This is a genomic window from Achromobacter marplatensis, from assembly GCF_002209535.1.
Lineage (GTDB): Bacteria > Pseudomonadota > Gammaproteobacteria > Burkholderiales > Burkholderiaceae_B > Achromobacter > Achromobacter marplatensis.
Genome location: NZ_NJIG01000023.1, coordinates 22,503 through 45,832, shown reverse-complemented (window position 1 = coordinate 45,832; position 23,330 = coordinate 22,503). Strand labels below are relative to the sequence as shown.

The following is a 23,330-nucleotide window of genomic DNA, read 5'->3' as shown; positions in this document are numbered from 1 at the left end:
CCCGCTGGACAGCGCGCGCTCTCACGTGCGAAAGTTGATCAGCCCGCGCAACCCCGGGCAACTGCCGTTTTTTGCGACATTGTCGCGGAACAGGTGTCGCAGAACGCCTGTCCTAGGAGACACGCATGGCCACTCATTCTCGTCAGCACGCGCTGACGCAAGCGCGCCTGCTGTTCAACCAGCAGGGGGCGGTGCCGGGCGGCATCGTTGCCGAACCCATCCTTCGATCCTGGCGCCGTTGCGCGGACCTGGGCTTCGACATGCGTGGCGTGCGCCGTGCCGAACTCATGACGCAAGGCGAACTGCGCGAAGCCCAGCAGCGCAACGAAGCGCTGCGCAGGCTGTCCGAACCCGCCATGTCGTATCTCCGTCGCGAGGCGGGCGGCAGCGGCAATCTGGTGATTCTGTCCGACGCCCAAGGGCTGGTGCTGGATAGCGACGGCGATGCGGGGTTCGCCAGCCGGGCGTCGCGCGTGGCGCTGATGCCCGGCGCACCGTGGGACGAAGCCGCCGCCGGCACCAACGCCATCGGCACCGCGCTGGTCGAAGGCCGGCCCATTACCGTGCATGGCGCGGAACACTACTTCGAACCCAATCGCATCCTGACTTGCGCGGCGGTGCCCATTACCGATAGCGAAGGCCGAACGCTCGGCGTGCTGGATTTATCCAGCCAGGCGCGCGACATCCGTCCCGACGTCCTGGCGCTGGTGCGCGCCGCGGTCGATCTGATCGAACACCGCTTGTTTGAACAAGCCTATGAGCACCATGCCGTGCTGCGGCTGCACGACCACCATTCCGGCCTGGGCGCACCAGGCGAAGGCCTGTTGGCGTTTCAGGGTGATGTGCTGATTGGCGCCAACCGCCGTGCCTTGCAGGCGCTGGGGCTGGCCGCAACGGCGTTGGGGGTGTACCGCTACAGCGATGTCTTCGATGGTGTACTGGAACGTTGCCCCGATGCCGCGGGCCGCGTGCATACTCGCACGGGCGCGAGCTACCACGCGCGGCTGCGACTGCCGCGTGCGCGTGCGCCGCAGCCGGTGGCGCCGGCCTTGCCAAGCATCGATGTCACGCGCCCGGCCGCACCCAGTTTCGACGCCGCCACACTTGGCGCACTGGCGCGCGCCGTGCACCTGTCAGATGCGGGCGTGTCCATTTTGCTGCAAGGCGAAACGGGCGTGGGCAAAGAGGTCTTTGCGCGCCAATTGCATTCGCGGGGCAAGCGGGCATCCGGCCCGTTCGTGGCGGTGAACTGCGCCGCCTTGCCTGAAAGCCTGATCGAATCCGAATTGTTCGGCTATGAGGATGGCGCGTTCACGGGGGCGCGGCGTCAAGGCAGCAAGGGTTTGCTGCGGCAGGCGCACGGCGGCGTGCTGTTCCTGGATGAGATCGGCGACATGCCGCTGATGCTGCAATCGCGGTTGCTACGCGTGTTGCAGACGCGCGAGGTGTCGCCACTGGGCGCGGCGCGGCCCGTGCCGGTGGATTTCGCGCTGGTGTGCGCCACGCACCGTCCGCTGGCCCACGAAGGCGCCGATGCGCCGGTGCGTCCCGACCTGTATTTCCGTATCGCCGAATACACCGTCACGCTGGAGCCGCTACGCGCGCGTGCCGACCGTCTGGAATTGCTGCGCGCGCTCTGGGCGGCGCAGGGGGCGGGGCCGGTGTTGCCGCCGCCCATCGAAGCGCTGCTGGCGGCCTACCCGTGGCCGGGCAACTACCGGCAGTTGGTAGCCGTGCTGCGCACCTTGCATGTGTTGGCGGGGCCGTCAGGCGTGGTTGATGCAGACATGCTGCCCGCCGAACTGCGGCCCGCGGCGGACAACGCGCATGCGGTCGCCGCGCCGCCCGAAGGCGGCACGGCAGATCTGCAATCGATGACGGATGCTGCCGTTCGCGCCGCACTGGCCGCGCACGGCGGCAATGTCAGCCGCGCGGCGCGGGCGCTGGGTGTGCACCGCAGCACCGTGTACCGGCGCGCGGCGGCGTTGGGTTTGCCGCGCGCGCGATAGCCTGGGTACGCGGCTTTAGCCGACCAGGCGCGCGAGTTCGGCGCCGGGGTCTTTGGCGCGCATGAAGGCCTCGCCCACCAGGAACGCGTTGACCTTGTGGTCGCGCATCAGTTTCACGTCTTCGGGCTTCAAGATGCCGCTTTCCGTCACGACGCGCTTGCCCGCCGGGATGTTGGGCAAGAGGTCCAGCGTGTTCTTCAGGCTGGTTTCGAAGGTGCGCAGGTTGCGGTTGTTGATGCCCAGCAGCGGCGTCTTCATGGTCAGCGCCACGTCCAGCTCGCGCGCGTCGTGCACTTCCACAAGCACGTCCATGCCCAGTTCCATTGCCAGCGTTTCGTAGTCGCGCAATTGCGACGGCGACAGCGCGGCCACGATCAGCAGCACGCAGTCCGCGCCCATCGCGCGGGCGGCGATGATCTGGTAGGGGTCGATCACGAAATCTTTCCGCAGCACCGGCAGCGAGCACGCGGCGCGCGCCTGGCGCAGGTGGTCGTGCGAGCCCTGGAAGAACTGCACGTCCGTCAACACAGACAGGCAGGCCGCGCCGTGCACGGCATAGGTCGAGGCGATGTCGGCGGGAGCGAAGGTTTCGCGCAGCACGCCCTTGGAGGGCGACGCTTTCTTGATTTCAGCGATGACGCCGGCCTTGCCCTGCGAAATCTTGTCTTCGATGGCTTGGGCGAAGCCACGCACGTCCTGGCGCGCCTGCGCTTCGCGCAGGACTTCGGCTTCGCTGCGCATCTGGCGGGCGGCGGCGACTTCCTCGACCTTGACGGCGAGGATCTTCGCAAGAATATCGTTCATTTCTGGAATTTCCGGGTATATGCGCAGAATTCTTCCAGCTTGGCTCGCGCCGCGCCGGTGGCAATCAATTCAAATGCTAGCGCTAAGGCTTCGGGAATGGAATCGGCTTTATTGCCGGCATAGATGGCAAGCCCCGCATTGAGCGCAACGATGTCGCGCGCGGTGCCCTCGACATTGTCCAGCGCTTCGATGACAAGTTCGCGCGACTGCTCGCGATTGGACACCTTGATGGACCGGTTGGACATCATGGATAGCCCGTAGTCTTCGGGGTGGATTTCATATTCCCGTATTTGACCATCTTTCAGTTCGCCCACGAGCGTGGCGCCGCCCAGCGAGGCTTCGTCCATGCCGTCCTTGCCGTGCACGACCAGCACATGGCGCGAACCCAGGCGCTCCAGCACGCGCACCTGGATGCCGACGAGGTCGGGGTGGAATACGCCCATCAGCTGGTTGGCGGCGCCCGCAGGGTTGGTCAGCGGCCCGAGGATGTTGAAAATGGTGCGTACGGCCAGTTCCTTGCGCACGGCCGCTACATTCTTCATGGCGCCGTGGTGGGCGGGCGCGAACATAAAGCCGATGCCGGTAGCCTGGATGCACTCGGCGACCTCATCGGGCGTCAGGACCAGGTTGGCGCCCAGGGCTTCCAGCACGTCGGCGCTGCCGCTGGAGGACGAGGCGCTGCGGTTGCCGTGCTTGGCGATCGGCACGCCGGCCGCCGCCGCTACGAACATGGCGGTAGTCGAGATGTTGAACGTGTGGCTGCCGTCGCCGCCGGTGCCGCACATATCCAGCAGATCCGGCGGATTCGGCGTTACGACGGGGGTGGCGAATTCGCGCATGACCTGCGCGGCCGCGGTGATCTCGCCGATGGTTTCCTTTTTTACGCGCAGGCCCATCAGCAGGGCGCTGGCGATCTGCGGAGACATCTCGCCGCGCATCAGCATGCGCATCAGATGCAGCATCTCGTCGTGGAAAATTTCGCGGTGTTCAATGCAGCGCGTCAGCGCTTCGGTGGGGGAAATCGTCACGATGCGTCCTTCTCAGGCGAGGTTCAGGAAATTGCGCAGCAGGGCGTGGCCATGTTCGCTGAGCACGGATTCGGGGTGGAACTGTACTCCGTACAGGGGCAGCGTCTTGTGGCGGACCCCCATGATGTCGCCGTCCGGCGCGGTTGCCGTCACCGCCAGGCAGTCGGGCAGGGTGGCGGGGTCGATAGTCAGCGAGTTGTAACGGATCACGGTGTACGGGGTGGGCAGGCCGGTGAAGATGTCGGTGCCCGTGTGCGAGATCTTCACCGTCTTGCCGTGCATGATCTGCTGGGCGCGGACGATGTCGCCGCCGTAGGCCGTGCCGATGGCCTGATGGCCCAGGCACACGCCCAGGATAGGCTTTTTGCCGGCAAAGGCCTGGATCGCGGCCACCGAGATGCCGGCTTCGGCCGGCGAGCACGGCCCGGGCGACACGCAGATGCGGTCGGGGTTCAGGGCGGCGATCTCCTCCAGCGTGATCTGGTCGTTGCGCGCGACGCGCACGTCTTCGCCCAGTTCGCCGAAGTATTGGACCAGGTTGTAGGTAAAAGAGTCGTAGTTATCGATCATCAACAGCATTTTTTTCTCCGTGCGGGCGGTATTCGGTTCGGGCGGGGCCGGGATCAGATGGGTTCGTCCAGGCCGTGCTGCACCTGTTCGGCCGCGCGCAGCACCGCGCGGGCCTTGGCTTCCGTTTCGGCCCATTCGGCTTCGGGGTTGGAATCGGCCACGATGCCGGCGGCGGCCTGCACGTACAGCGTGCCGTCCTTGATGACGCCGGTGCGGATGGCGATGGCCACGTCCATTTCGCCGCCGTAAGAGAGGTACCCGGCCGCGCCGCCGTAGATGCCGCGGCGCACGGGTTCCAGTTCATCGATGATCTTCATGGCTTCGACCTTGGGCGCGCCCGTCAGCGTGCCGGCAGGGAAGGACGCGCGCAGTACGTCCATGCTGCTCATGCCGGGATTCAGGTTGCCCGTCACGTTGGACACCAAGTGCATGACGTGCGAATAGCGTTCGATGACCATGGTGTCGCTGACCTTCACCGAGCCCACTTCCGCCACGCGGCCCACGTCGTTGCGCGCCAGGTCGATCAGCATCACGTGTTCGGCCACTTCCTTGGGATCGGCCTTCAGTTCAGCGGCCAGCGCCGCGTCTTCCTCGGGCGTGGCGCCGCGCTTGCGGGTGCCGGCCAGCGGGCGGATGGTGATCTGCGACTTCGGCACGCCGTTGTCCACCACGCGCTCCTGGCGCACCAGGATCTCGGGCGACGCACCCACGACCTGGAAGTCGCCGAAGTTCCAGAAGTACATGTAGGGGGAGGGGTTCAGCGACCGCAGGGCGCGGTAGAGGGACAGCGGGGAATCGCGGAAGGGCTTGGCGATGACCTGGCCGATCTGCACCTGCATCAGGTCGCCGGCGGCGATGTGTTCCTTGGCGCGGTGCACGGCCGCCAGATAGTCTTCCTTCTTGAAGTCGCGCCGCTCTTCGGTCTGCATGCTGGCGTGGCTGTAGGGAATTTCCACCGGGCGTCGCAGGCGGGCGCGCAGGTCGTGCAGGCGCTGCTGGGAGCGGCTATAGGACTCGGGCTGGCTGGGGTCGGCGTAGACCATCAGGTAGATGCGGCCGGCCAGGTTGTCCACGATGACCAGTTCGTCCACGTGCATCAGCATCAGGTCGGGCGTGCCGCCTTCCATGCCGGCCGGGAAGGGTTTGACCGCCGGGCCCAGGCAGGGCTCGATGTGGCGCACGGTGTCGTAGCCGAAGTAGCCGGCCAGGCCGCCGCAAAAGCGCGGCATGCCCGGGCGCAGGGCGACCTTGAAACGGCCTTGGTATTGCTCGATGAAGGCCAGGGGATCGCCTTCGTGCGTTTCCACGACCTGGCCGTCGTGCAGCACTTCCGTCAGGGTGCCGCTGGCGCGGATCACCGTGCGGGCAGGCAGGCCGATGAACGAATAGCGGCCAAAGCGCTCGCCGCCCACCACGGATTCCATCAGGCAGGTCATGCGGCCGGCCAGCGGGCCCGCGTGCGCCAGCTTCAGGTAGATGCCCAGCGGGGTGTCCAGGTCAGCATAGGTCTCGGCGACCAGCGGGATGCGGTTGTAGCCTTGCGCGGCGAGGGCCTTGAATTCGATTTCGGTCATGTCGGGGTCTCGTAAGCGATTTGGTGTTTGCTTTCAGACCGGGCGCACAACAAAAAAGCCCGGTCCAGGTTACTGGTTCCGGGCTTGGCTCTGTGTTTACACAGCTACGGCACTAGGCGGCATACGCGTCCAGGGCCGGGAGGGATCATCGCCACCCGGAAGACAAACGCCACCAGCGCCACGAGGCGCCGAGCATTTGGTTCTGGGGGTAAGCGTTCATTGATCCGGGATAAGTCTTTGAGAATTCAGGGTTTGTCAGCTGCCCCGGGCCCTGTTTCAGGAGACGGTTTTCGCGGCGTTCTGGTTTTGGTTCCAGAGCGCCACCCACTGGGCGGCGTTGACAAGCGTGTCCACTATACCATCGACATCCAGCTCGCGCACGTCACGGCCTTCGTTGTAACCGTAAGGCACGACCAGGACCTGCGTGCCGGCCGTACGGCCCGCCTGCGCGTCATTGATCGAGTCGCCGATGGTCACGGCTTCGGTTACCGCCACGCCCAGCAGTTCGCAGGCATGCAGCACCTGGTCGGGGTCGGGCTTGCGGCGCGCGCAGGTGTCGCCGCAGACGACCGCGTCAAAAAAGCCCGCCAGACCGGTGCGCTGCAACAGCGGCAGCGTGAATTCGGTGGGCTTGTTGGTGACGACGGCCAGTTTCAGGCCCTGGTCGCGCATGTGCTTCAAGCCTTCGATGACGCCGGGGTAGACCTGGGCGCGTTCGCCGTTGACCAGGTGGTAGTGGCGGTAAAAGGCTTCGCGGGCGCGGTCGAACTCGGCGGCCGACGGGTCGGCCGCGTCCAGGCTGCCCGCCAGGCTGCGGCGGACCAGGTTGTCCACGCCCTTGCCCACGAAAGTGGCCACCACGTCTTCGCGCAGCGCGGTCATGCCGAGCTCCACGCGCATGGCGTTGGCCGCGAAGGCCAGGTCGGGGATGGAGTCCAGCAGGGTGCCGTCCAGGTCCAGCAGCGCAGCGCGGAAAGCGGTCATGTCGTCGTGATCCTCAGATGGCGGTGGTTTCGCCGATGGCGATCTGTTCGCGCATGGACGTGATGATGCCCGCGTAGTCGGGCTTGCCGAAAATGGCCGAGCCGGCCACGAACGTGTCGGCGCCTGCACGGCGGATTTCGGCGATGTTGTCGATTTTGACGCCGCCGTCCACCTGCAGCACGATTTCCTGGCCGCCGGCCTGCATCCAGGCGTCGATCTTCGCGCGCGCCTCGCGCAGCTTGGTCAGTGCGCCGGGGATGAAGCTCTGGCCGCCAAAGCCGGGGTTCACCGACATGATCAGGACCAGGTCGATCTTGTCCATGACGTAGTCCAGATAGGTCAGCGGCGTGGCGGGGTTGAACACCAGGCCTGCCTTACAGCCGTTTTCGCGGATCAGGGACAGCGTGCGGTCCACGTGGCGGCTGGCGTCCGGGTGGAAGCTGATGTAGTCGGCGCCGGCCTTGGCGAACATCGGGACCAGGTCGTCCACCGGTTCGACCATCAGGTGCACGTCGATCGGCACCTCGACGTGGGGGCGGATCGCCGCGCACACCATCGGGCCGATGGTCAGGTTGGGGACATAGTGGTTGTCCATCACGTCCACGTGGATCCAGTCCGCGCCGGCGGCGACGACGTTGCGGACTTCCTCGCCCAGGCGGGCGAAGTCAGCCGACAGGATGCTGGGGGTGATGCGGGTGGAAGCCGTGGAGGATGACATGATGTTCGGAGTCGGGAAGGGCATAATGTGCCATTATTGCAGTTTGAGGCGCGGTATCGGGAACAGCCCGGTTCCACGGGTCTGAAAACTGCGTCTTGAAAGCGTCCGGCGCCGTTCTCCGGCCCCCGCGCCCAGCCACACAGGAAAGGACTGTGAAACCTTACGACCTGAGCGTCTCTGTCACTCCGCGCTTCGTGCCTGAACAGTCCGATCCCGGCGAACAGCAATTCGTGTTTGCCTATACCGTGCGCATCACCAATACCGGCGAGCATCCCGCCCAGGTGATCAGCCGCCACTGGGTCATCACCGACGGCAACCAGCGCGTGCAGGAAGTGCGCGGACTGGGCATCGTGGGGCAGCAGCCCCTGCTTGCGCCCGGCGAGACCTTCGAATACACCAGCGGCTGTCCCCTGCCCACCCCGGTGGGCACGATGCGCGGCACCTACCACTGCGTCGGCGAGAACGGGATTCCGTTCGAAGTGCCGATCTCCGAATTCGTCCTGGCCATGCCGCGCACCCTGCACTGAATGGCCCGGCCCGTTGCCTCGTTTTCTTCTCTGCTCATGAAGCGCATTCTTAGCCTGTCCGTGCTGTCGGTCCTGTTGGCGGCATGTTCCACCCCCTCGGACGTCCCCCCTGAATCCGGCGATGCCGGCAGCCTGCCCGGCACGCGCGTCCCCGCGGCTGACGGCCCCTTGGTGGTGCCGTCGCTGTCGGCCCTGCCGGACACGCCGCCGCGTGCCCTGGCGGGCAAGTTCAAGGCTGGGACCTGGTCCGAAATGCCGGGCTGGTCGTCCGACGATCTGACGCAGTTCTGGCCGCTGTTCCTGCGCAACTGCCGCGGCCTGATGCGGCCCACCAGCGGCAACCTGGCCGCGCCTGCGCGCGCCACGCCGCGCGCCTGGCAGCCCGTGTGCGCCGCCGCCGTCGACCCGTCCCGGGCGCCGGCCGCAGGCGACGCCGAGGGCGTGCGCCGCTTCCTGCAGACCTATCTGCAGCCGTGGCGCCTGAATGCCGCCGACGGCAAGCCAGCCACCAATACCGTCACGGGCTATTACGAACCTCTGGTACGCGGCTCGCGCCGCCAGGGCGGTAACCATCAGTGGCCGCTGTACGCCGTGCCCGCCGACCTGCTGACGATCGATCTGGGATCGATCTACCCGGATCTGGCCGGCAAGCGCGTGCGCGGCAAGCTCGAGGGCAAGCGGGTCGTGCCCTACGACACCCGTGCCGCCATCGAGTCCTCTGGCCGCCGCCCGCCCGTCGTGGTGTGGGTGGACGACCCCGTGGACAACTTCTTCCTGCAGGTGCAGGGCTCGGGCCGCGTGCAGCTGACTGACGGCCCCGACGCCGGCAAGACCATCCGCGTGGCGTACGCCGACCACAACGGCCAGCCCTACGTGTCCATCGGCCGCTGGCTGATCGACCGCGGCGAGCTGACTGCCGACCAGGCGTCCATGCAGAACATCCGCGCCTGGGCCCAGCGCAATCCGAAACGCGTGCAGGAAATGTTGAACGCCAATCCGGCGGTCGTCTTCTTCCGCGAAGAGCCGGTCATCGACCCCGAGCAAGGTCCGAAGGGCGCTTACGCGATCCCGCTGGCGCCCAAGCGCTCGGTCGCAGTCGACGCTACGTTCGTGCCGTTGGGCACCCCCGTGTATCTGGCCACCACGTTCCCGGCCTCTGACCGGCCGCTGCAGCGGCTGGTGTTCGCCCAGGATACGGGCACGGCCATCCGCGGCGCGGCGCGTGCCGACTTCTACTGGGGTTACGGCGACGAGGCCGGTCAGCAGGCGGGCCGCATGAAACAACGGGGCCAGATGTGGGTGCTGTGGCCCAAGCAAGCTGGGGAGCCCTCGGCAAGATGAGCCATCAAATCGTCGTTTGCGGGGCCGGCATCGTCGGCCTGTCCACCGCCCTGGCGCTGGCCCGCCGCGGCCAGCGCGTCGCCGTCCTGGCGCCGCGCACGTCGGTGCCGGCCGCCGATCCCAACCGCTACCACCCGCGCGTCTACGCCATTTCGCCCGCCAGCCAGCGTTTTCTGGCCGAGCTGGGTGTCTGGGACGCCATGCCCGCGTCCCGGCTGATGCCCGTCGAATCCATGGAAATCCACGGCGATGCCGATGGGCAGGTCAACCTGAACGCCTGGCAGGCGGCGCTGCCGCAACTGGCCTGGATCGTGGAATCCGGCGAAATCGAGCGCGTGCTGATTCAGGCGGTGCGGATGTTCGGCATCCCCTGGCTGGAAGACCGCTGCACGGGCTATCGGGATGGCGCGATCGATACCGAAAGCGGCACGCGCATCCAGGCCGAGCTGTTCGTGGGCGCTGACGGCGCGGCTTCGCCGCTGCGCACGGCGGCAGGCATGAAACACGACGCCGTGTCCTATGACGACACGGGCCTGGTCGTGCACCTGGACGCCGAACGCGCCCATCAGGGCACGGCCATTCAGTGGTTCCGTGATGACGGCGTGCTGGCGTTGCTGCCGCTGCCCGACACCGCGGACGGCCCGCAAGTATCGATGGTCTGGTCCATGCGCACCGAACCGGCGCAGGCGCTGCTGGCATTGCCGCCCGAGGCGCAGGCCGCAAAGCTGGAAACCCTGCTGGCCGAGGCCTCCGAAGGCCGCCTGGGCCGACTGAAAGTCCGCAGCAAGCTGCACGGCTTTCCGCTGACGCTGGAACGCGCCCAGATGGTGGCGCCCGGCATTGCGTTGGCCGGCGACGCCGCGCACCGCCTGCACCCGCTGGCGGGTCAGGGCCTGAACCTGGGCCTGGGCGACGTCGAGGCGTTGGCGCGCACGGTGGCGGGCCGCGAACCCTACCGCACGGCGGGCGACCTCCGGGTGCTGCACCGCTACCAGCGCGCGCGCGCCGAACCGGTGCTGGCCATGCGCCTTGCTACCGACGGCCTGCACAAGCTGTTCGCATCGCGCGCCACGCCGCTGGTGTGGTTGCGCAACGCGGGCATGCACTGGGTCGAAAAGGCGCCGCTGGTCAAGCGCCGCCTGATCGCGGGTGCTTCTGCCAATTGAGCCCGGTCGGGCATGCTTTTGGAACCTTGGCAGGGGGCGGGAGCCTGACTGAGATCCGCGCTGCGTCCGGTCCCCGCCCGGCCAACCCCCCTCGGGATGCGTTACGCTTGCCTCCAAAGAACACGATAAGTACAGGAGTACTGATGAACTTCCGCATCTCCGCCACCGTGGCGGCTTGTTTCCTGGCCGGTGGCCTGGGTCTGTCCACCGTGGCGCTGGCGCAAGCGCCCGCCAAGGGCGACAGGTCCGTGTCCACGCAGTCTGTCGGCCAGCCGGGCAAGGGCGAAAAAAGCGTGTCCACCACGCAGATCGACCCGGTGGCGGATGCCGTCAAGGAACGTTTCCAGCAGCGCTTCACCGGCATGGACGTGACGGCCGTGCGCCGTACGCCGTATGGCCTGTTCGAGGTGCAGCTGGGCATGGACCTGATCTACACGGATGAAAAGGTCACCTGGGTCATGGAAGGGCCGTTGATCGACGCCATGACGCGCCGCGACGTCACCCGCGAATCCCAGGAAAAGCTCAGCGCCGTCTCGTTCGACCAGCTGCCGCTGGACCTGGCCATCAAGCAGGTCAAGGGCGACGGCTCGCGCAAGGTCGCAATCTTCGAAGACCCCAACTGCGGTTACTGCAAGCAGCTGCGCAAGACGATGGAAGACCTGGACAACGTCACCGTCTACACGTTCCTGTACCCGATCCTGTCGCCGGACTCCAAGGACAAGGTGCGTGACGTCTGGTGCGCCAAAGACCAGGGCAAGGCTTGGGACGACTGGATGGTGCGCGGCAAGAAGCCGGCTACCGCCAGTTGCGACGTGCCCGAAGACAAGCTGCTGGCCCTGGGCCATCAGTTGATGGTGCGCGGCACGCCCACGCTCTTCTTTGCCGATGGGTCGCGCGTCAGCGGCGCGATCCCGCTGGACCAACTTAAAGCCCGTTTGAACTGACCGGCGCCGCGCGCCGGCCGGGCAGGCTGGCGCGACAAGCGCCACGCCTCCCGGAGACAGCACTTGAAAATCGCAATTCTCGACGATTACCACGACGTAGCCCGGCGCTATGCGGATTGGACCTCGCTGGGCGGCGACGCCGAGGTCCAGATCTTCAACAACTTCATTCCGGACGAACAGGTCGAGGCCACGCTTGAGCCTTTCGACGTGATCGTGGCGATGCGCGAGCGCACGCCGTTCCCCGCCGAGCGCATTCGCGCGCTGCCCAAGCTGCGCCTGCTGATCACGACCGGCATGCGCAATAACGCCATCGACATGCCCGCCTGCACCGCGCAGGGCATCGTCGTGTGCGGCGCGCCCGGCAGCGCCGACGCCAACACCGCCACGGCCGAACTGGCCTGGGCGCACATCCTGGGCCTGTTCAAGCACCTGCCCGCCGAAGACGCGGCCATGCGCCGCGGCATGTGGCAAACCGCCATGCCCGAGCCCCTGGCCGGCAAGCGCCTCGGCGTGCTCGGCCTGGGCAAACTGGGCGCCGCCGTGGCCAAGGTGGGCCAGGCGTTCGGCATGGACGTGGTGGCCTGGAGCCCCAACCTGACGGACGAGCGCGCCGAGGCCGCCGGCGTCAAGCGCGTGGACAAGCACGAACTCTTCGCCACGTCCGACGTCGTCAGCCTGCACCTGATCCTGTCGGACCGCAGCCGTCATGTCGTGGACGCCACCGCCTTGGCCGCGATGAAGCCCACCGCCTACCTGGTGAACACGTCGCGCGCCGGCCTGGTGGATAACGAAGCGCTGATGGATGCGCTGGTGAAGTTCCGCATCGCGGGCGCGGGCCTGGACGTCTATCCCGAAGAACCGCTGTCGCCCACCGATACCGTGCGCGACCTGGACAACGTGATCCTGACCCCGCACCTGGGCTACGTCAGCCGCGAGAACTTCGAGGCGTTCTATCAGAACTCGCTGGAAGCCGTGAAGGCGTTCCAGGCGGGCAAGCCGATCCGGGTGTTGAACGCCTGATCTGTGATGGGTTGCGCGCGTTCAATGGCGGTGTTCTCGATGCCGGATTCTGCGCGCTTCACCCATCCTACGGGGCACGCGCGTCATCGTTAGGATGGGTGGAGCGCGAAAAAATGGCCGCAAGGACGCGGCCATTCAACGCGCGCAACCCATAGGCATCAGCTGCGCGTGAACATCACCTTCTTTTCCACGATCGCGCCCGGTTCCAGCGCTTCCGGCGTATCGCCGCAGGCGTCGTCGCCGTCTTCGTCCGGATCCACGGCGTCAAACGCCGTGTCGCCGTTGGCGTCCGGCACGCCGGTGGGCTTCAGGCCCACGAAGTCGAACAGGTCGCGGTCCATCAGATGCGACGGCACCACGCGCGACAGCGCGTTGAACACGTTCCACGAACGGCCCGGGTGCTGCTTGTCCCAGTCCTTGATCATCCGGCCCACTTCCTTGCGCTTCAGGTTTTCCTGGGAGCCGCAGAGGTTGCACGGGATGATGGGGAACTGCTTGAGTTCGGCGTAGGCGATCAGGTCCGTTTCGGCTACATAGGCCAGCGGGCGGATCACCGTGTGGCGGCCGTCGTCGGACACCAGCTTGGGCGGCATGCCCTTGGCCTTGCCGCCGTAGAACAGGTTCAGGAAGAACGTGGCCAGGATGTCGTCGCGATGGTGGCCCAGCGCGATCTTGGTCGCGCCCAGTTCGGAGGCGACGCGGTACAGGATGCCGCGGCGCAACCGCGAACAGAGCGAGCACATCGTCTTGCCTTCTTCCAGCACGCGCGTGACGATGGAATACGTATCCTGCGTCTCGATGTGGAAGGGCACGCCCAGTTCTTTCAGGTACTGAGGCAGGATGTGGTCGGGGAAGTCAGGCTGCTTCTGGTCCAGGTTCACCGCGATCAGTTCGAACTTGAACGGCGCGCGCTTTTGCAGCTGGAGCAGGATGTCCAGCATCGCATAGGAATCCTTGCCGCCCGACAGGCAGACCATGACGCGGTCGCCTTCTCCGATCATGTTGTAGTCGGACAGCGCGCGCGTGGTCTCGCGGGCCAGGCGCTTGGTCAGCTTGTTGCCTTCGTGGCGGGCCTTCTCTTCTGCTTCGGTACGGAAGCGGATAGGGGGAGCGATATCGTTCATGGTCAACGCGTGATCTGGATTTCCACGCCTACCGCCGCACAGTCGGAAAAGGCCATGGGTTTGCTGATGCGCAGGCGCAGCGAGCGGATTTCCTGGAAGTCGGCCAGAAGGCGCGCGGCGACTTGTTCGGAAAGGGTTTCGATCAGGTTCACATGCGCCTGGGTGCATTCCTCGACGATGGCCTCGCGCAGCCGGCGGTAATCCAGCACGCTGTGGATATCGTGGTCGTCGACCGAGCGCTGAATGTCCACGTCAAACTCGGCATCGACGTGCAGGGGCTGGGTGGCGCGTCGCTCGTGTTCGAGGATGCCGATGCGGGCGTCGAGCGCAAGCCCGGAAAGGATGATGCGGCGTGTGGGCATGATGAAAACCTGGGTGGGACAGCCGGAATTGTAAGGCGACAGCGGGTCAGGGACGGCGCGCTGGCTACAATTCGGCCATGTCCGGGCGTCTTTGAGGACGCCGGCGCAGTCAATAAGGGGTGAAATGCAACAGATGCACGATGCGGTCATTGTAGGCGGCGGCCCGGCCGGCGCTTCCTGCGCCCTGTGGCTGGCCAGGCTGGGTCTGTCCCCGCTGTTGGTAGAGGCCAGCACCCGCCTGGGCGGGCTGGGCAATGACAATCCGTTCGCCGACGATTGGATCGCGGTGCTGCCCGGGGTGACCGGCCAGCAGGTCGCGGCCAATATTGACGCGAGCGTGCGCGCGGCCGGCGTGCCGCTGCGCCTGGAAACCCGCGCGACCGGCGTCTTGCCTTGCAAGGGCGGCATCCAGGCCACCCTGACCGGCCCGGACGGCAGCCAGACGCAGGTGCGCGGACGCACGCTCGTCATCGCCTCGGGCGTGCGGGCCAAGGGCCTGCCGGACCACCCGCCGGGCGCATCCTGGCCCGGCGTGCTGATCGGCCCGGGTTCCCCCATCGTGGCGCAGGACTACTCCGGCCTGTCGGTCGCGGTGCTGGGCGGCGGCGACAACGCGTTCGAAAACTACGTCTATGTGCGCAACCGCGGCGCCCGCGCCGTGCATCTGTACGCCCGCAGCGTCCGCGCCCAGCAGCAATGGGTGACGCGCGCCGGCCGCGAAGGGGTGCGCATCGGCCCCTACCAGGTGGATCCCGCCCGACGCAGCGTGGACGGCCAACCCTACGACCTGATTCTGGTCTTCTACGGGTGGGAACCGCAAGCCGCCTTCGCCGACGGCCTGCGGCTGGCCCGCGACGACCGCGGCTACATCCGCACGGATTTCGCCACCGCCGAAACCAGCGTGCCCGACATCTACGCCGTGGGCGAAGTGGCGCACCGCATGCATCCCTGCGTGGTCACGTCGATGGCGGACGGGGTCGTGGCGGCCAAGGCCATCCAGCGCCGCTGGGAGCGCGCAGGGGAATAAGCCGGCCGCCGTCCGGACAGGCGGGCCTTATTTGGGTAATAATAATTATTCTCAAATAAGAACCGGATCCGTCCATGCCTTCCCTGCGCGCCGCCGCCGAACACCATCGCGTTGACGCGGCACTGAGCCAGCCCGGCGGCGTCGCCCTGCACGCGGGCGTGTTCCGGCGCAACGCCACCCGCTGGCGCGACGAACCGCTGCACCGCGGCCTGAAAGTCATCATGCTCGATGGGGATGTGCACAGCCGGATCGAAGACCGCACCGCCTTGCGCTTGCAGGGCCCCACGCTGTTCCTGGCGTGGAACACCGGCCAGGCGCAAGGCGCGGACGCCTTCGAGGCGGGCGTGGACCAGCAGTACGCGATGGTCAGCCTGCCGGAGACGGCGTTGTGGTCGGAACTGGGGCTGGAGCCTGACTTCTTCAAGCGACTCTCGCCGGGGCAGCCGTCGAGTGAGCCGATCGTCTGGCACGGTGCCGCCGGGCGCGACGCGCGCCGCATCGCCGACCAGGTGCGCGTCTGCGCCTTCGACGGGGCGGCGCGCCGCCTGTATCTGGCTGCCAAGGGGCTGGAACTGGCGGCCGTGGCCTTGGCGCAGGCGACCCGGACCGCCGCCTTGTCCGCGGAACCCACCCACGCTGCCGCGCGGGAACTGGACGCGGCGCATGAAGCGCGCCGCCGGCTGTTGGCCGACCTGCGCCAGCCGCCAGGGGCCTCCGAACTGGCGCGAGATTTCGGCCTGCACACGCGCAAGCTGGAACAGGCGTTCAAGCGCGTGTTCGGCCTGAGCATGGCGCGTTGCGTGCAAGAGGCGCGGTTGTTGCGTGGCCGCGATCTGATACTGAACGGCGGCATGAGCGTGTCGGAAGCCGCCTGGCACGTGGGCTACGCGCCCGCGCATTTCTCGGTGGCGTTCCGCCGCCGCTTCAACGCCAGCCCCAGCGCCTTGCGCTGATGCCGGGCGGGGCCGCCTCAGCGCGGCAGCAGGAACCCCAGCACCGCGTCCATGAACGCCTCGGGCTGTTCGATGTTCGACAGGTGCACCACCGGCAATTCCAGCGACTGCGCGCCCGGTACCGTGGCCGCGATGGCGGCGCCGTGGCTGGCCGCCGTCACGGTGTCGTCGCGCCCTGAAATGACCAGGGTCGGCGCCGTGATCAACGCGATGGTGCGCCGCAAGTCCGCGTCGCGCACGGCCGCGAACGCGCCCGCCAGGCCATGCTTGTCGGTGGCCATCAGCCCGGCGCGGAACGCGTCGATGACGGGGCCGCCGGCGTGCAGCAGGCGGGCGGGGAACCAGTTTCCCAGGAACATGGCGGTTGTGTCCGTCATGTCGGGCGCCTCCAGCGTCGCGGCGATGCGCGCGTCCCATTGCGGCGCGGGTCCCAGGTAGGCGGACGTGTTGGCCAGGATCAGGCGGTCGATGCGATCCGGCGCATGCACGCCCAGCCATTGCCCGATGAAGCCGCCCAGCGACAGACCCAGGAAGTGGGCGCGCGGGATGTCCAGGCCGTCCAGCAGCTCAATGACGTCGCGGCCCAGCCGGTCCATCGAATAGGCGCCTGCCGGCACGCCGGACGCGCCGTGGCCGCGGGTGTCGTAGCGCAGCACGCGGAAGTGGCGCGACAGGGCGGGGATCTGGCCGTCCCACATGTGCAGCGTGGTGCCGATGGAGTTGGACAGCACCAGCACCGGCAGGCGGACGTCGCCATCGATGCGGTAGGCGATGCGCACGCCGTCGCCGGTGGTGAAGAAGGAGAGGTCTTGCATGGCGGGTCTGCCTGGTCGGGTGGAGATGAGGCAAATCGTAGTTGCGCGCCGATCCGGAAGAAATTACAAAGTCCGGACCATCATTGTCAGAAAAACAGACATCAGAGGCACGCATGAGCGACTTCACCCTGCACGACCTGCAGTGCTTCGACGCCGTGGCGCACGCGGGCGGCTTCCAGGCCGCTGCCGTCGCGCTGCATCGTTCGCACCCCGCGGTGTTCGCGGCCGTGGCCAAGCTGGAGCGCCAACTGGATCTGGCCTTGCTGGATCGCAGCGGCTATCGCGTGCGGCTGACGCCGGCGGGGCAATCCTTCCACCGCTGCGCGCAAGGCTTGCTGCGCGAACTGGAAGGCTTGCGCACACACGCCGCGCAATTGGCGATGGGCGAGGAAAGCGACCTGCATGTGGTGATCGGCGACTTCTGTCCGCGGCCGTGGATGCTGGCCGTGTTGAACCGCTTTTCCGCGCAGTGCCCCGGCACGCGCCTGCATCTGCACTTCGAGGCCGTGGGCGGCCCGGCCGAACGCCTGCTCGATGGCGACGCGGACCTGATCCTGCATCGCGTGGACAAGCAGGATCCGCGCATCGAATGGCTGGACCTGGCCAAGGTGCCGTTCGTTCCGGTGGCGGCGCCGGGGTTCCTGCCCGCCGCGCGCGGCCGCGCCATCAGCTTCCCGCAATTGCGCGAAGCCACGCAATGCGTGATGCGCGACACGGCCCGCCATACGCCGCCGCGCGATTACTTCATGGTCGATGGTGCCCCGCAATGCACGGTGCCTGACCAGCTCATGAAGAAGGACGTCATCCTGCAAGGCATGGGCTGGGGCCATCTGCCGCGTTTCCTGATCGAAGACGAATTGCGCGACGGCCGGCTGGTGTCGATTGCCAGCCGCCATCTGCCCGGCAGCATCGAAGAACTGGTGGCCGCCCGGCGCAGCGACCGCCCGCAAGGCCCAGTCGCGAACCGCCTGTGGCAGGCTCTGCAAGCGGCGTCCGCCGAAATTCGAAAGCCGTAGTCCCAACATCGGAAGCCGATCCGCTTGCCCGCGAATCACTTCATCCGCCGCCAGCCCTAGCGCGCAGGGAGGGCGGCTTCACCTCAGGCGAAGGCCGCCCTCCAGATTGCAGAATAGGCAATTTCCCCCGCGGCGCACACACTCTGTCTCCACAAGTTGATCAATCAATGATCACGTCGGGAGACAAGCATGTTGCACGCGCATCGCTGGCTGGCTGTCGGCGCGGTGGCATTCGCCCTGGCAGGCCAGGCCCATGCCGCCTGGCCTGAACGGCCGATCACCCTCATCGTCCCGTCCGCGCCTGGCGGCACCACCGACATCGCCGCGCGGCTGATCGCGGACAAGCTGGGCGCCCGGCTGGGGCAGCAGGTCATCGTGGAAAACCGCGCGGGCGCTGCGGGCATCATCGGCGCGCAGACGATGGCGCGCGCCAAGCCCGATGGCTACACCTTGCTGATGGGAAACATCGGCCCCAACGCCATCAACTACGCGCTGTACAAGACGCTGCCCTACAAGCCCGCCGACTTCGCGCCGGTGACGCTGGTGATCTCGGTGCCCAACGTGCTGGTCGTGAACGAAGCCTCGTCCGCCCGCACGGTCGCCGACCTGCTGGCGCTGGCCAGGCAGGACCCGGCCAAGGTGTCCTTCGGCAGTTCCGGCGCGGGGCAATCGCCGCACCTGTCGGCCGAACTGTTCAAGCAGCGCGCCGGCATCCCCGGCACGCATGTGCCCTACAAGGGCGCGGGCCCGGCGGTGGCCGCGCTGCTGGGCCAGCAGTTCACGTTCATGATCGACAACCTGCCCAGTTCGATGCCGTTCATCCAATCCGGCAAGCTGCGCGCGCTTGCGGTCACCAGCGACCGCAGGCTGGCTGAACTGCCGGACGTGCCGACCATGGCCGAGGCCGGCGTGAAGGACATGGTAGTGACTGCCTGGTTTGGCCTGGTTGCGCCGGCCGGCACGCCGGAGGACGTCATCGGCAAGCTCTACGCCGCCACGCGTGACGTCGTGCAGAGCCCCGAAGTCAGCGACCGCTTCAAGGCCATGGGCGGGCAGGCCGGCGGCAACACGCCCGCCGAATTCACCGCGTTCATCGGCCAGGAACGCGCTCGCTGGAAACAGATCGTGGACGCGGCCGGACTGGCGCAGGAGCAATAGACGTGATCGACAAGATCCAAGCATCCATGGCCCAGGCCGTGGCGGTGATTCCCGACGGCGCATCCGTGCTGGTGGGCGGCTTCGGCGAAGCGGGCGTGCCTTACGAGCTGCTGCAATGCCTGGCGGAATCGGGCCGGCGCGACCTGACCATCATCTCGAACAACGCCGGCACGTTCGAGCGCGGCATCGCCGCGCTGCTGATCCGCAAGCAGGTCCGCAAGATCATCTGTTCGCATCCGCGTCCGCCCAATTCCGATGCGTTCGCGCGTGCGTTCCGCGCTGGCGAGGTGGAACTGGAATGCGTGCCGCAGGGCACGCTGGCTGAACGGCTGCGCGCGGCAGGCGCCGGGCTGGGGCCGTTCTACACGCCCACCGGCTACGGCACCGAACTGGCCGCGGGCCGTCGCCAGGAAGTGATCGACGGCGTGGGCTACGTGCTGGAACATCCCCTGCGCGGCGATTACGCGCTGATCCGCGCCCATCTGGGCGACCGCTGGGGCAATCTGATGTATCGGCATGCTGCGCGCAACTTCAATCCGGTGATGTGCATGGCCGCCGGCCACGCCATCGCGCAGGTCGACGAGGTTGTGCCGCTGGGCACGTTCGTGCCCGAGCAGGTCATGACGCAAGGCATCTTCGTGAAATCCGTGGTGCGGGTGGAGGCCTGACATGCAAGACATCCCCGGCTTGACCCGCCAGCAGATCGCACAGCTGCTGGCCAGCGACATCCCCGACGGCTCCATCGTCAACCTGGGCATCGGCATGCCGACGCTGGTGGGCGACTACCTGCCGTCAGACAAGGACATCCTGCTGCACAGCGAAAACGGCATCCTGGGCATGGGCCCGGCCGCCAGCGGCGAAAACGTGGATCCAGACCTGATCAACGCCAGCCGCCAGTTCATCACGCTGCTGGACGGCGCTTCCATCACCGAGCACACCGTGTCGTTCGCGATGATGCGCGGCGGCCACCTGGACTACGCCGTGCTGGGCGCGTTCCAGGTATCGGAATCAGGCGACCTGGCCAATTGGAAGACCAATGCGGCCGACGCCATTCCCGCCGTGGGCGGCGCGATGGACCTGGCCGTGGGCGCCAAGCAGGTCCTGGTCACGATGGAGCACCGCGGCCGCGATGGCACGCCCAAGGTGCTGCGCCAATGCACCTACCCGCTGACGGGCAAGGGCGTGGTGACGCGCATCTATACCGATCTGGCGGTGATCGACGTGACGCCCGGCGGCTTGAATGTCTACGCCATGAAGGCAGGCGTTACCGCGGCCTTCCTGCGTTCCGTGACCGAGGCGCCGCTGCATTTCCCGGCGACGCCGCGCGTGATCGTGCTGGATCCAGCCGGCACGCCGCGCTACGCCTGACGGTGTGCATCCGCCTTCGGGCAAAGGAGACCCCCTGATGATCCGTTCGCTTCTGATCGCCGCGTCGCTCGGCGTCCTGTCCCTGGGTGCTGTAGAAGCCGCCCCGACCTACCCCGACAAGCCCATCACCTTGCTGATCCCGTATCCGCCGGGCGGCAGCGCCGATATGCTGGCCCGGCCGCTGGGCGCGGAACTGCAGAAGAAGTGGGGTCAGCCGATCGTGCTGGAATACAAGCCGGGCGCGGGCGGCGCCATCGCGTCCGCGCAATTGGCGCGCGCCAAGCCTGACGGCTACACCTTGCTGATGGTGCTGGCCGCGCATGCCATCAACCCCAGCCTGTATCCGTCCTTGCCCTACGACACCCGCCGTGACTTCGCGCCGGTCTCGCTGGTGGCGACGTTGCCGATGCTGGTGGCTGCGCCGTTGTCCACGCCGGCCAGCACCATCCCCGAACTGATCGCCTACGGCAAGAGCCATCCCGGCAAGCTCAGTTTCGCGTCCGCCGGCAACGGCAACACCAGCCATCTGGCCGCCGAGATGTTCAAGAACCAGACGGGCGTGGACATGATGCACGTGCCGTACAAAGGCAGCGGCCCCGCGGTCGTCGCCTTGCTGGGCGGCGAGGTGTCGTTGATGTTCGACAGCATCTCCACGTCGTTGCCACAGGTGCAGGCAGGCAAGTTGAAGGCCATCGCGGTCACCGGTGAACGCCGCTCGCCCTTGCTGCCCGATGTGCCCACGGTGGCCGAAAGCGTGCCTGGCTTCGTCGTGAACGGCTGGTACGGGGTGCTGGCGCCGGCGGGCACGCCGCCCGATGTCGTCAACGCCTTGAGCCGCGGCATCGCCGACGCCGTGGCGTTGCCCGCGTTGAAGCAGCAACTGGCGGGCTATGGCTATGAAACCGTGGGCTCTACGCCAGCCGACTTCGCCAGCCATATCGACCGCGAACTGGACGCGTGGAAAAAGGCGGTGGACGCCTCGGGGGCCAAGCTGAATTAAGCAGGGGCCCGATGGGCCCCTGTGCCGTATCCCCCGACGCGCGGCGCTATACCGTCAACACGCAATCCAGCGCTTCCGGCGCGGTGAGCCTCACGCGGTACGCGCGCAACTCGTCGCGGCGGAACACGTGTACCGTAACGCGATCACCGGGGCGATACTGCGCCAGCAGCAGGTCCAGGCCGGCGGGTGCATCCACCCGCAAACCATCCACCGCCACCAGCACATCGCCCGCCGACAGGCCGGCCTGGTGGCCCGCGCCGCCTTCCAGCACGGTGGCCAGCAGCAGCGAGTCGCCCTGTTTGCGCGTGCGCACGTCCAGCGACGGGATGTTGGCCGCCGTCTTCCATTGCAGCGTGATGCCTTCGGCGGCCAGCAGTTCGGCCAGCGGCACGTCGGCCGTGCCGTAGGCATGGCGCGCGATGAAGCGGCGGGCATCCACGCCGGTGGCTTCCTGGATCAGCGCGGGCAGGCCGTCTTCGGGCAAGCCCTGCGGATTGCCCTGATAGAAGTCGCGGCCATAGCGCTCCCACAGCAGGCGCATCACGTCGTCCAGCGAATGGCGGCCGGCGGAGTCGCGGCGGATCAGCAAGTCCAGGCCCAGCGCCACCAGCGCGCCCTTCGTGTAGTAACTGACCAGCGCGTTGGGCGAGTTCTCGTCCTGCTTGTAATAGCGCGTCCACGCGTCGAACGAGCTTTCCGCCACCGACTGCTTGGCGCGGCCCGGCGTGCGGGCCACGCTGGTGATGGTCTTGGCCAGCAAGCGCAGGTAGTCGGACTGCGTGATCGCGCCCGAGCGCAGCAGCAGCAGGTCGTCGTAATAGGACGTGAAGCCTTCGAACACCCACAGCAGGCGCGTCAGGTCGGGCTGCTCAAGGTGGTAGGGGGCAAACGCCTGCGGCTTGATGCGCTTGACGTTCCAGGTATGGAAGTATTCATGGCTGACCAGGCCAAGAAAGCCGCGGTAGCCTTCGCCCTGGCCTTGCTGGCCCAGCACCGGCAAGTCCTTGCGGGACGTCATCAGCGCAGTGCTGGCGCGATGCTCCAGGCCGCCGTAGCCGTCGCCCGTCACCATGGTCATGAAGACGTAGCGGTTGGAACTGTCCAGGAACGGCGCGCGTTTCGTGCGGGGCTCGAAGAACGCGATCTGCGTCTCGCAGATCTTTTTCACGTCGCCCGTGATGCGGGCCAGATCCAGGTTCGGCGTCACGCCGGTAAACACCAGTTCGTGTTCCGCGCCGTGGGCCATGAACGTCGCCACATGCGGCGTGCCCATTTCCACGGGATGGTCGATCAGCGCGTCGTAATCCGGCGCCAGGTACAGGCCAAAGCCGTGGCGGCGGGCGGCGCCCTTGTGGCCGCGGGCCTCGGGCAGGCTGGTGTAGACCTTCCAGCCGTCCAGGCCGCGCGGCGGCGTCAGGTCCACCAGGCAGGGCAGATGGTCCTGGCCATGCACGCGCAGGAACACGCTGGTGCCGTTGAAGAAGCCGTGGCTTTCGTCCAGATGCGCGCCGCGCACCGACAGGTCCCACGCGTAGACCACGTATTCGACCCGCAACGGGCCGTCGCAAGGCGCGGCCTGCCAGGTGTGGTTATCGATTTTGTCGACATTCACGCGCCGCGTGCCCGCATGGGCCGACAGCGATTCGATCTGGCGCGAGAAATCGCGGATGAGGTAGCTGCCCGGAATCCAGGCCGGCAGCGACAGCCGCTGGCCTTCAGGAGAAGGCGTATCGATGGTTAGGGTTATCCGGTAGCGGTGTCCTGCCGGATCGAACGGCGCAAGGCGGTAAAGTATCGGAAAAGCGGCATCTGATTTTTTCAT

General features: G+C 67.1%; 23 protein-coding genes. 13 read left to right on the top strand and 10 right to left on the bottom strand.

All coding sequences use genetic code 11. The annotated features are described in order from the left end of the window. The first annotated feature begins 125 nt into the window (after nt 1-125). On the top strand, nt 126-2,009 hold the full coding sequence (locus CEY09_RS28980) for a sigma-54-dependent Fis family transcriptional regulator (RefSeq protein ID WP_088591249.1): 1,884 nt from the start codon (nt 126-128) through the stop codon (nt 2,007-2,009). Between the two features lie 15 nt (nt 2,010-2,024). Here the strand turns inward: CEY09_RS28980 and trpC are convergent, their stop codons facing one another. The 6 genes from trpC to rpe form a co-directional block, all read right to left on the bottom strand. Next, entirely contained in the window at nt 2,025-2,813 is a 789-nt protein-coding gene (trpC, locus tag CEY09_RS28975) for an indole-3-glycerol phosphate synthase TrpC (RefSeq protein WP_006227302.1), read from the bottom strand. Next, complete coding sequence (trpD, locus tag CEY09_RS28970; protein WP_088591248.1) at nt 2,810-3,841, bottom strand: anthranilate phosphoribosyltransferase; 1,032 nt, start codon at nt 3,839-3,841, stop codon at nt 2,810-2,812. The genes trpC and trpD overlap by 4 nt, the downstream gene beginning before the upstream one ends. Before the next feature lie 12 nt (nt 3,842-3,853). Beyond that, on the bottom strand, nt 3,854-4,420 hold the full coding sequence (locus CEY09_RS28965; protein WP_088591247.1) for an aminodeoxychorismate/anthranilate synthase component II: 567 nt from the start codon (nt 4,418-4,420) through the stop codon (nt 3,854-3,856). 44 nt (nt 4,421-4,464) lie between these two features. Next, a complete protein-coding gene (gene trpE / locus CEY09_RS28960; protein ID WP_088591246.1) occupies nt 4,465-5,985 on the bottom strand; it encodes an anthranilate synthase component I in 1,521 nt (506 codons plus the stop codon). A gap of 276 nt (nt 5,986-6,261) precedes the next feature. Then, on the bottom strand, nt 6,262-6,969 hold the full coding sequence (locus CEY09_RS28955) for a phosphoglycolate phosphatase (RefSeq protein WP_088591245.1): 708 nt from the start codon (nt 6,967-6,969) through the stop codon (nt 6,262-6,264). 13 nt (nt 6,970-6,982) lie between these two features. Further along, nucleotides 6,983-7,711, bottom strand: a complete 729-nt coding sequence (gene rpe / locus CEY09_RS28950) for a ribulose-phosphate 3-epimerase (protein WP_006227297.1) — start codon at nt 7,709-7,711, stop codon at nt 6,983-6,985. Between the two features lie 128 nt (nt 7,712-7,839). Here rpe and apaG point away from each other — a divergent pair, with 128 nt between their 5' ends. The 5 genes from apaG to CEY09_RS28925 all read left to right on the top strand — a co-directional run bounded on the left by apaG (nt 7,840) and on the right by CEY09_RS28925 (nt 12,685). Beyond that, nucleotides 7,840-8,214 (top strand): Co2+/Mg2+ efflux protein ApaG, encoded by a 375-nt coding sequence (gene apaG, locus CEY09_RS28945; protein ID WP_006227296.1) that lies wholly within the window; start codon nt 7,840-7,842, stop codon nt 8,212-8,214. Nucleotides 8,215-8,250: 36 nt separating this feature from the next. Continuing rightward, nucleotides 8,251-9,555 carry a murein transglycosylase A gene (mltA, locus tag CEY09_RS28940; RefSeq protein WP_088591244.1) on the top strand — a complete coding sequence of 435 codons (1,305 nt, stop codon included), beginning with the start codon at nt 8,251-8,253 and terminating at the stop codon, nt 9,553-9,555. Then, on the top strand, nt 9,552-10,721 hold the full coding sequence (locus tag CEY09_RS28935) for a UbiH/UbiF family hydroxylase (RefSeq protein WP_088591243.1): 1,170 nt from the start codon (nt 9,552-9,554) through the stop codon (nt 10,719-10,721). Before mltA ends, CEY09_RS28935 begins: the two co-directional genes overlap by 4 nt. 143 nt (nt 10,722-10,864) lie before the next feature. Next, complete coding sequence (locus CEY09_RS28930; protein ID WP_088591242.1) at nt 10,865-11,665, top strand: DsbC family protein; 801 nt, start codon at nt 10,865-10,867, stop codon at nt 11,663-11,665. A gap of 63 nt (nt 11,666-11,728) precedes the next feature. After that, entirely contained in the window at nt 11,729-12,685 is a 957-nt protein-coding gene (locus CEY09_RS28925; protein ID WP_006227292.1) for a D-2-hydroxyacid dehydrogenase family protein, read from the top strand. A gap of 158 nt (nt 12,686-12,843) precedes the next feature. Here CEY09_RS28925 and ttcA read toward each other — a convergent pair whose 3' ends face one another. Together ttcA and folB are read right to left on the bottom strand one after the other, a co-directional pair. Then, nucleotides 12,844-13,809 (bottom strand): tRNA 2-thiocytidine(32) synthetase TtcA, encoded by a 966-nt coding sequence (gene ttcA, locus CEY09_RS28920; protein ID WP_088591241.1) that lies wholly within the window; start codon nt 13,807-13,809, stop codon nt 12,844-12,846. 2 nt (nt 13,810-13,811) lie between these two features. Next, nucleotides 13,812-14,171 carry a dihydroneopterin aldolase gene (folB, locus tag CEY09_RS28915; protein WP_006217044.1) on the bottom strand — a complete coding sequence of 120 codons (360 nt, stop codon included), beginning with the start codon at nt 14,169-14,171 and terminating at the stop codon, nt 13,812-13,814. Nucleotides 14,172-14,295: 124 nt separating this feature from the next. On the opposite strand from folB, the gene CEY09_RS28910 reads away from it, so the two are divergent. Beyond that, nucleotides 14,296-15,198, top strand: a complete 903-nt coding sequence (locus CEY09_RS28910) for an NAD(P)/FAD-dependent oxidoreductase (protein ID WP_088591240.1) — start codon at nt 14,296-14,298, stop codon at nt 15,196-15,198. A gap of 74 nt (nt 15,199-15,272) precedes the next feature. Continuing rightward, nucleotides 15,273-16,151 (top strand): helix-turn-helix domain-containing protein, encoded by an 879-nt coding sequence (locus CEY09_RS28905; protein WP_088591239.1) that lies wholly within the window; start codon nt 15,273-15,275, stop codon nt 16,149-16,151. A gap of 17 nt (nt 16,152-16,168) precedes the next feature. Here the strand turns inward: CEY09_RS28905 and CEY09_RS28900 are convergent, their stop codons facing one another. Then, nucleotides 16,169-16,966, bottom strand: coding sequence for an alpha/beta fold hydrolase (locus CEY09_RS28900; protein WP_088591238.1), 798 nt, complete (start codon nt 16,964-16,966; stop codon nt 16,169-16,171). Nucleotides 16,967-17,079: 113 nt separating this feature from the next. On the opposite strand from CEY09_RS28900, the gene CEY09_RS28895 reads away from it, so the two are divergent. The 5 genes from CEY09_RS28895 to CEY09_RS28875 all read left to right on the top strand — a co-directional run bounded on the left by CEY09_RS28895 (nt 17,080) and on the right by CEY09_RS28875 (nt 21,508). After that, on the top strand, nt 17,080-17,982 hold the full coding sequence (locus CEY09_RS28895; RefSeq protein ID WP_088591237.1) for a LysR family transcriptional regulator: 903 nt from the start codon (nt 17,080-17,082) through the stop codon (nt 17,980-17,982). Between the two features lie 189 nt (nt 17,983-18,171). Further along, nucleotides 18,172-19,140 (top strand): Bug family tripartite tricarboxylate transporter substrate binding protein, encoded by a 969-nt coding sequence (locus tag CEY09_RS28890; RefSeq protein WP_088591236.1) that lies wholly within the window; start codon nt 18,172-18,174, stop codon nt 19,138-19,140. A gap of 2 nt (nt 19,141-19,142) precedes the next feature. Then, nucleotides 19,143-19,808: a 3-oxoacid CoA-transferase subunit A gene (locus CEY09_RS28885; RefSeq protein ID WP_088591235.1), complete on the top strand. Its 666-nt coding sequence runs from the start codon at nt 19,143-19,145 to the stop codon at nt 19,806-19,808. A 1-nt stretch (nt 19,809) separates the two neighbouring features. After that, the gene (locus CEY09_RS28880) at nt 19,810-20,508 is read left to right on the top strand and encodes a 3-oxoacid CoA-transferase subunit B (protein WP_088591234.1); all 699 of its coding nucleotides are present in this window, start codon (nt 19,810-19,812) and stop codon (nt 20,506-20,508) included. A 37-nt stretch (nt 20,509-20,545) separates the two neighbouring features. Beyond that, complete coding sequence (locus tag CEY09_RS28875; protein WP_088591233.1) at nt 20,546-21,508, top strand: Bug family tripartite tricarboxylate transporter substrate binding protein; 963 nt, start codon at nt 20,546-20,548, stop codon at nt 21,506-21,508. Between the two features lie 46 nt (nt 21,509-21,554). Here the strand turns inward: CEY09_RS28875 and CEY09_RS28870 are convergent, their stop codons facing one another. Next, the gene (locus CEY09_RS28870; RefSeq protein WP_088591232.1) at nt 21,555-23,330 is read right to left on the bottom strand and encodes a M61 family metallopeptidase; all 1,776 of its coding nucleotides are present in this window, start codon (nt 23,328-23,330) and stop codon (nt 21,555-21,557) included.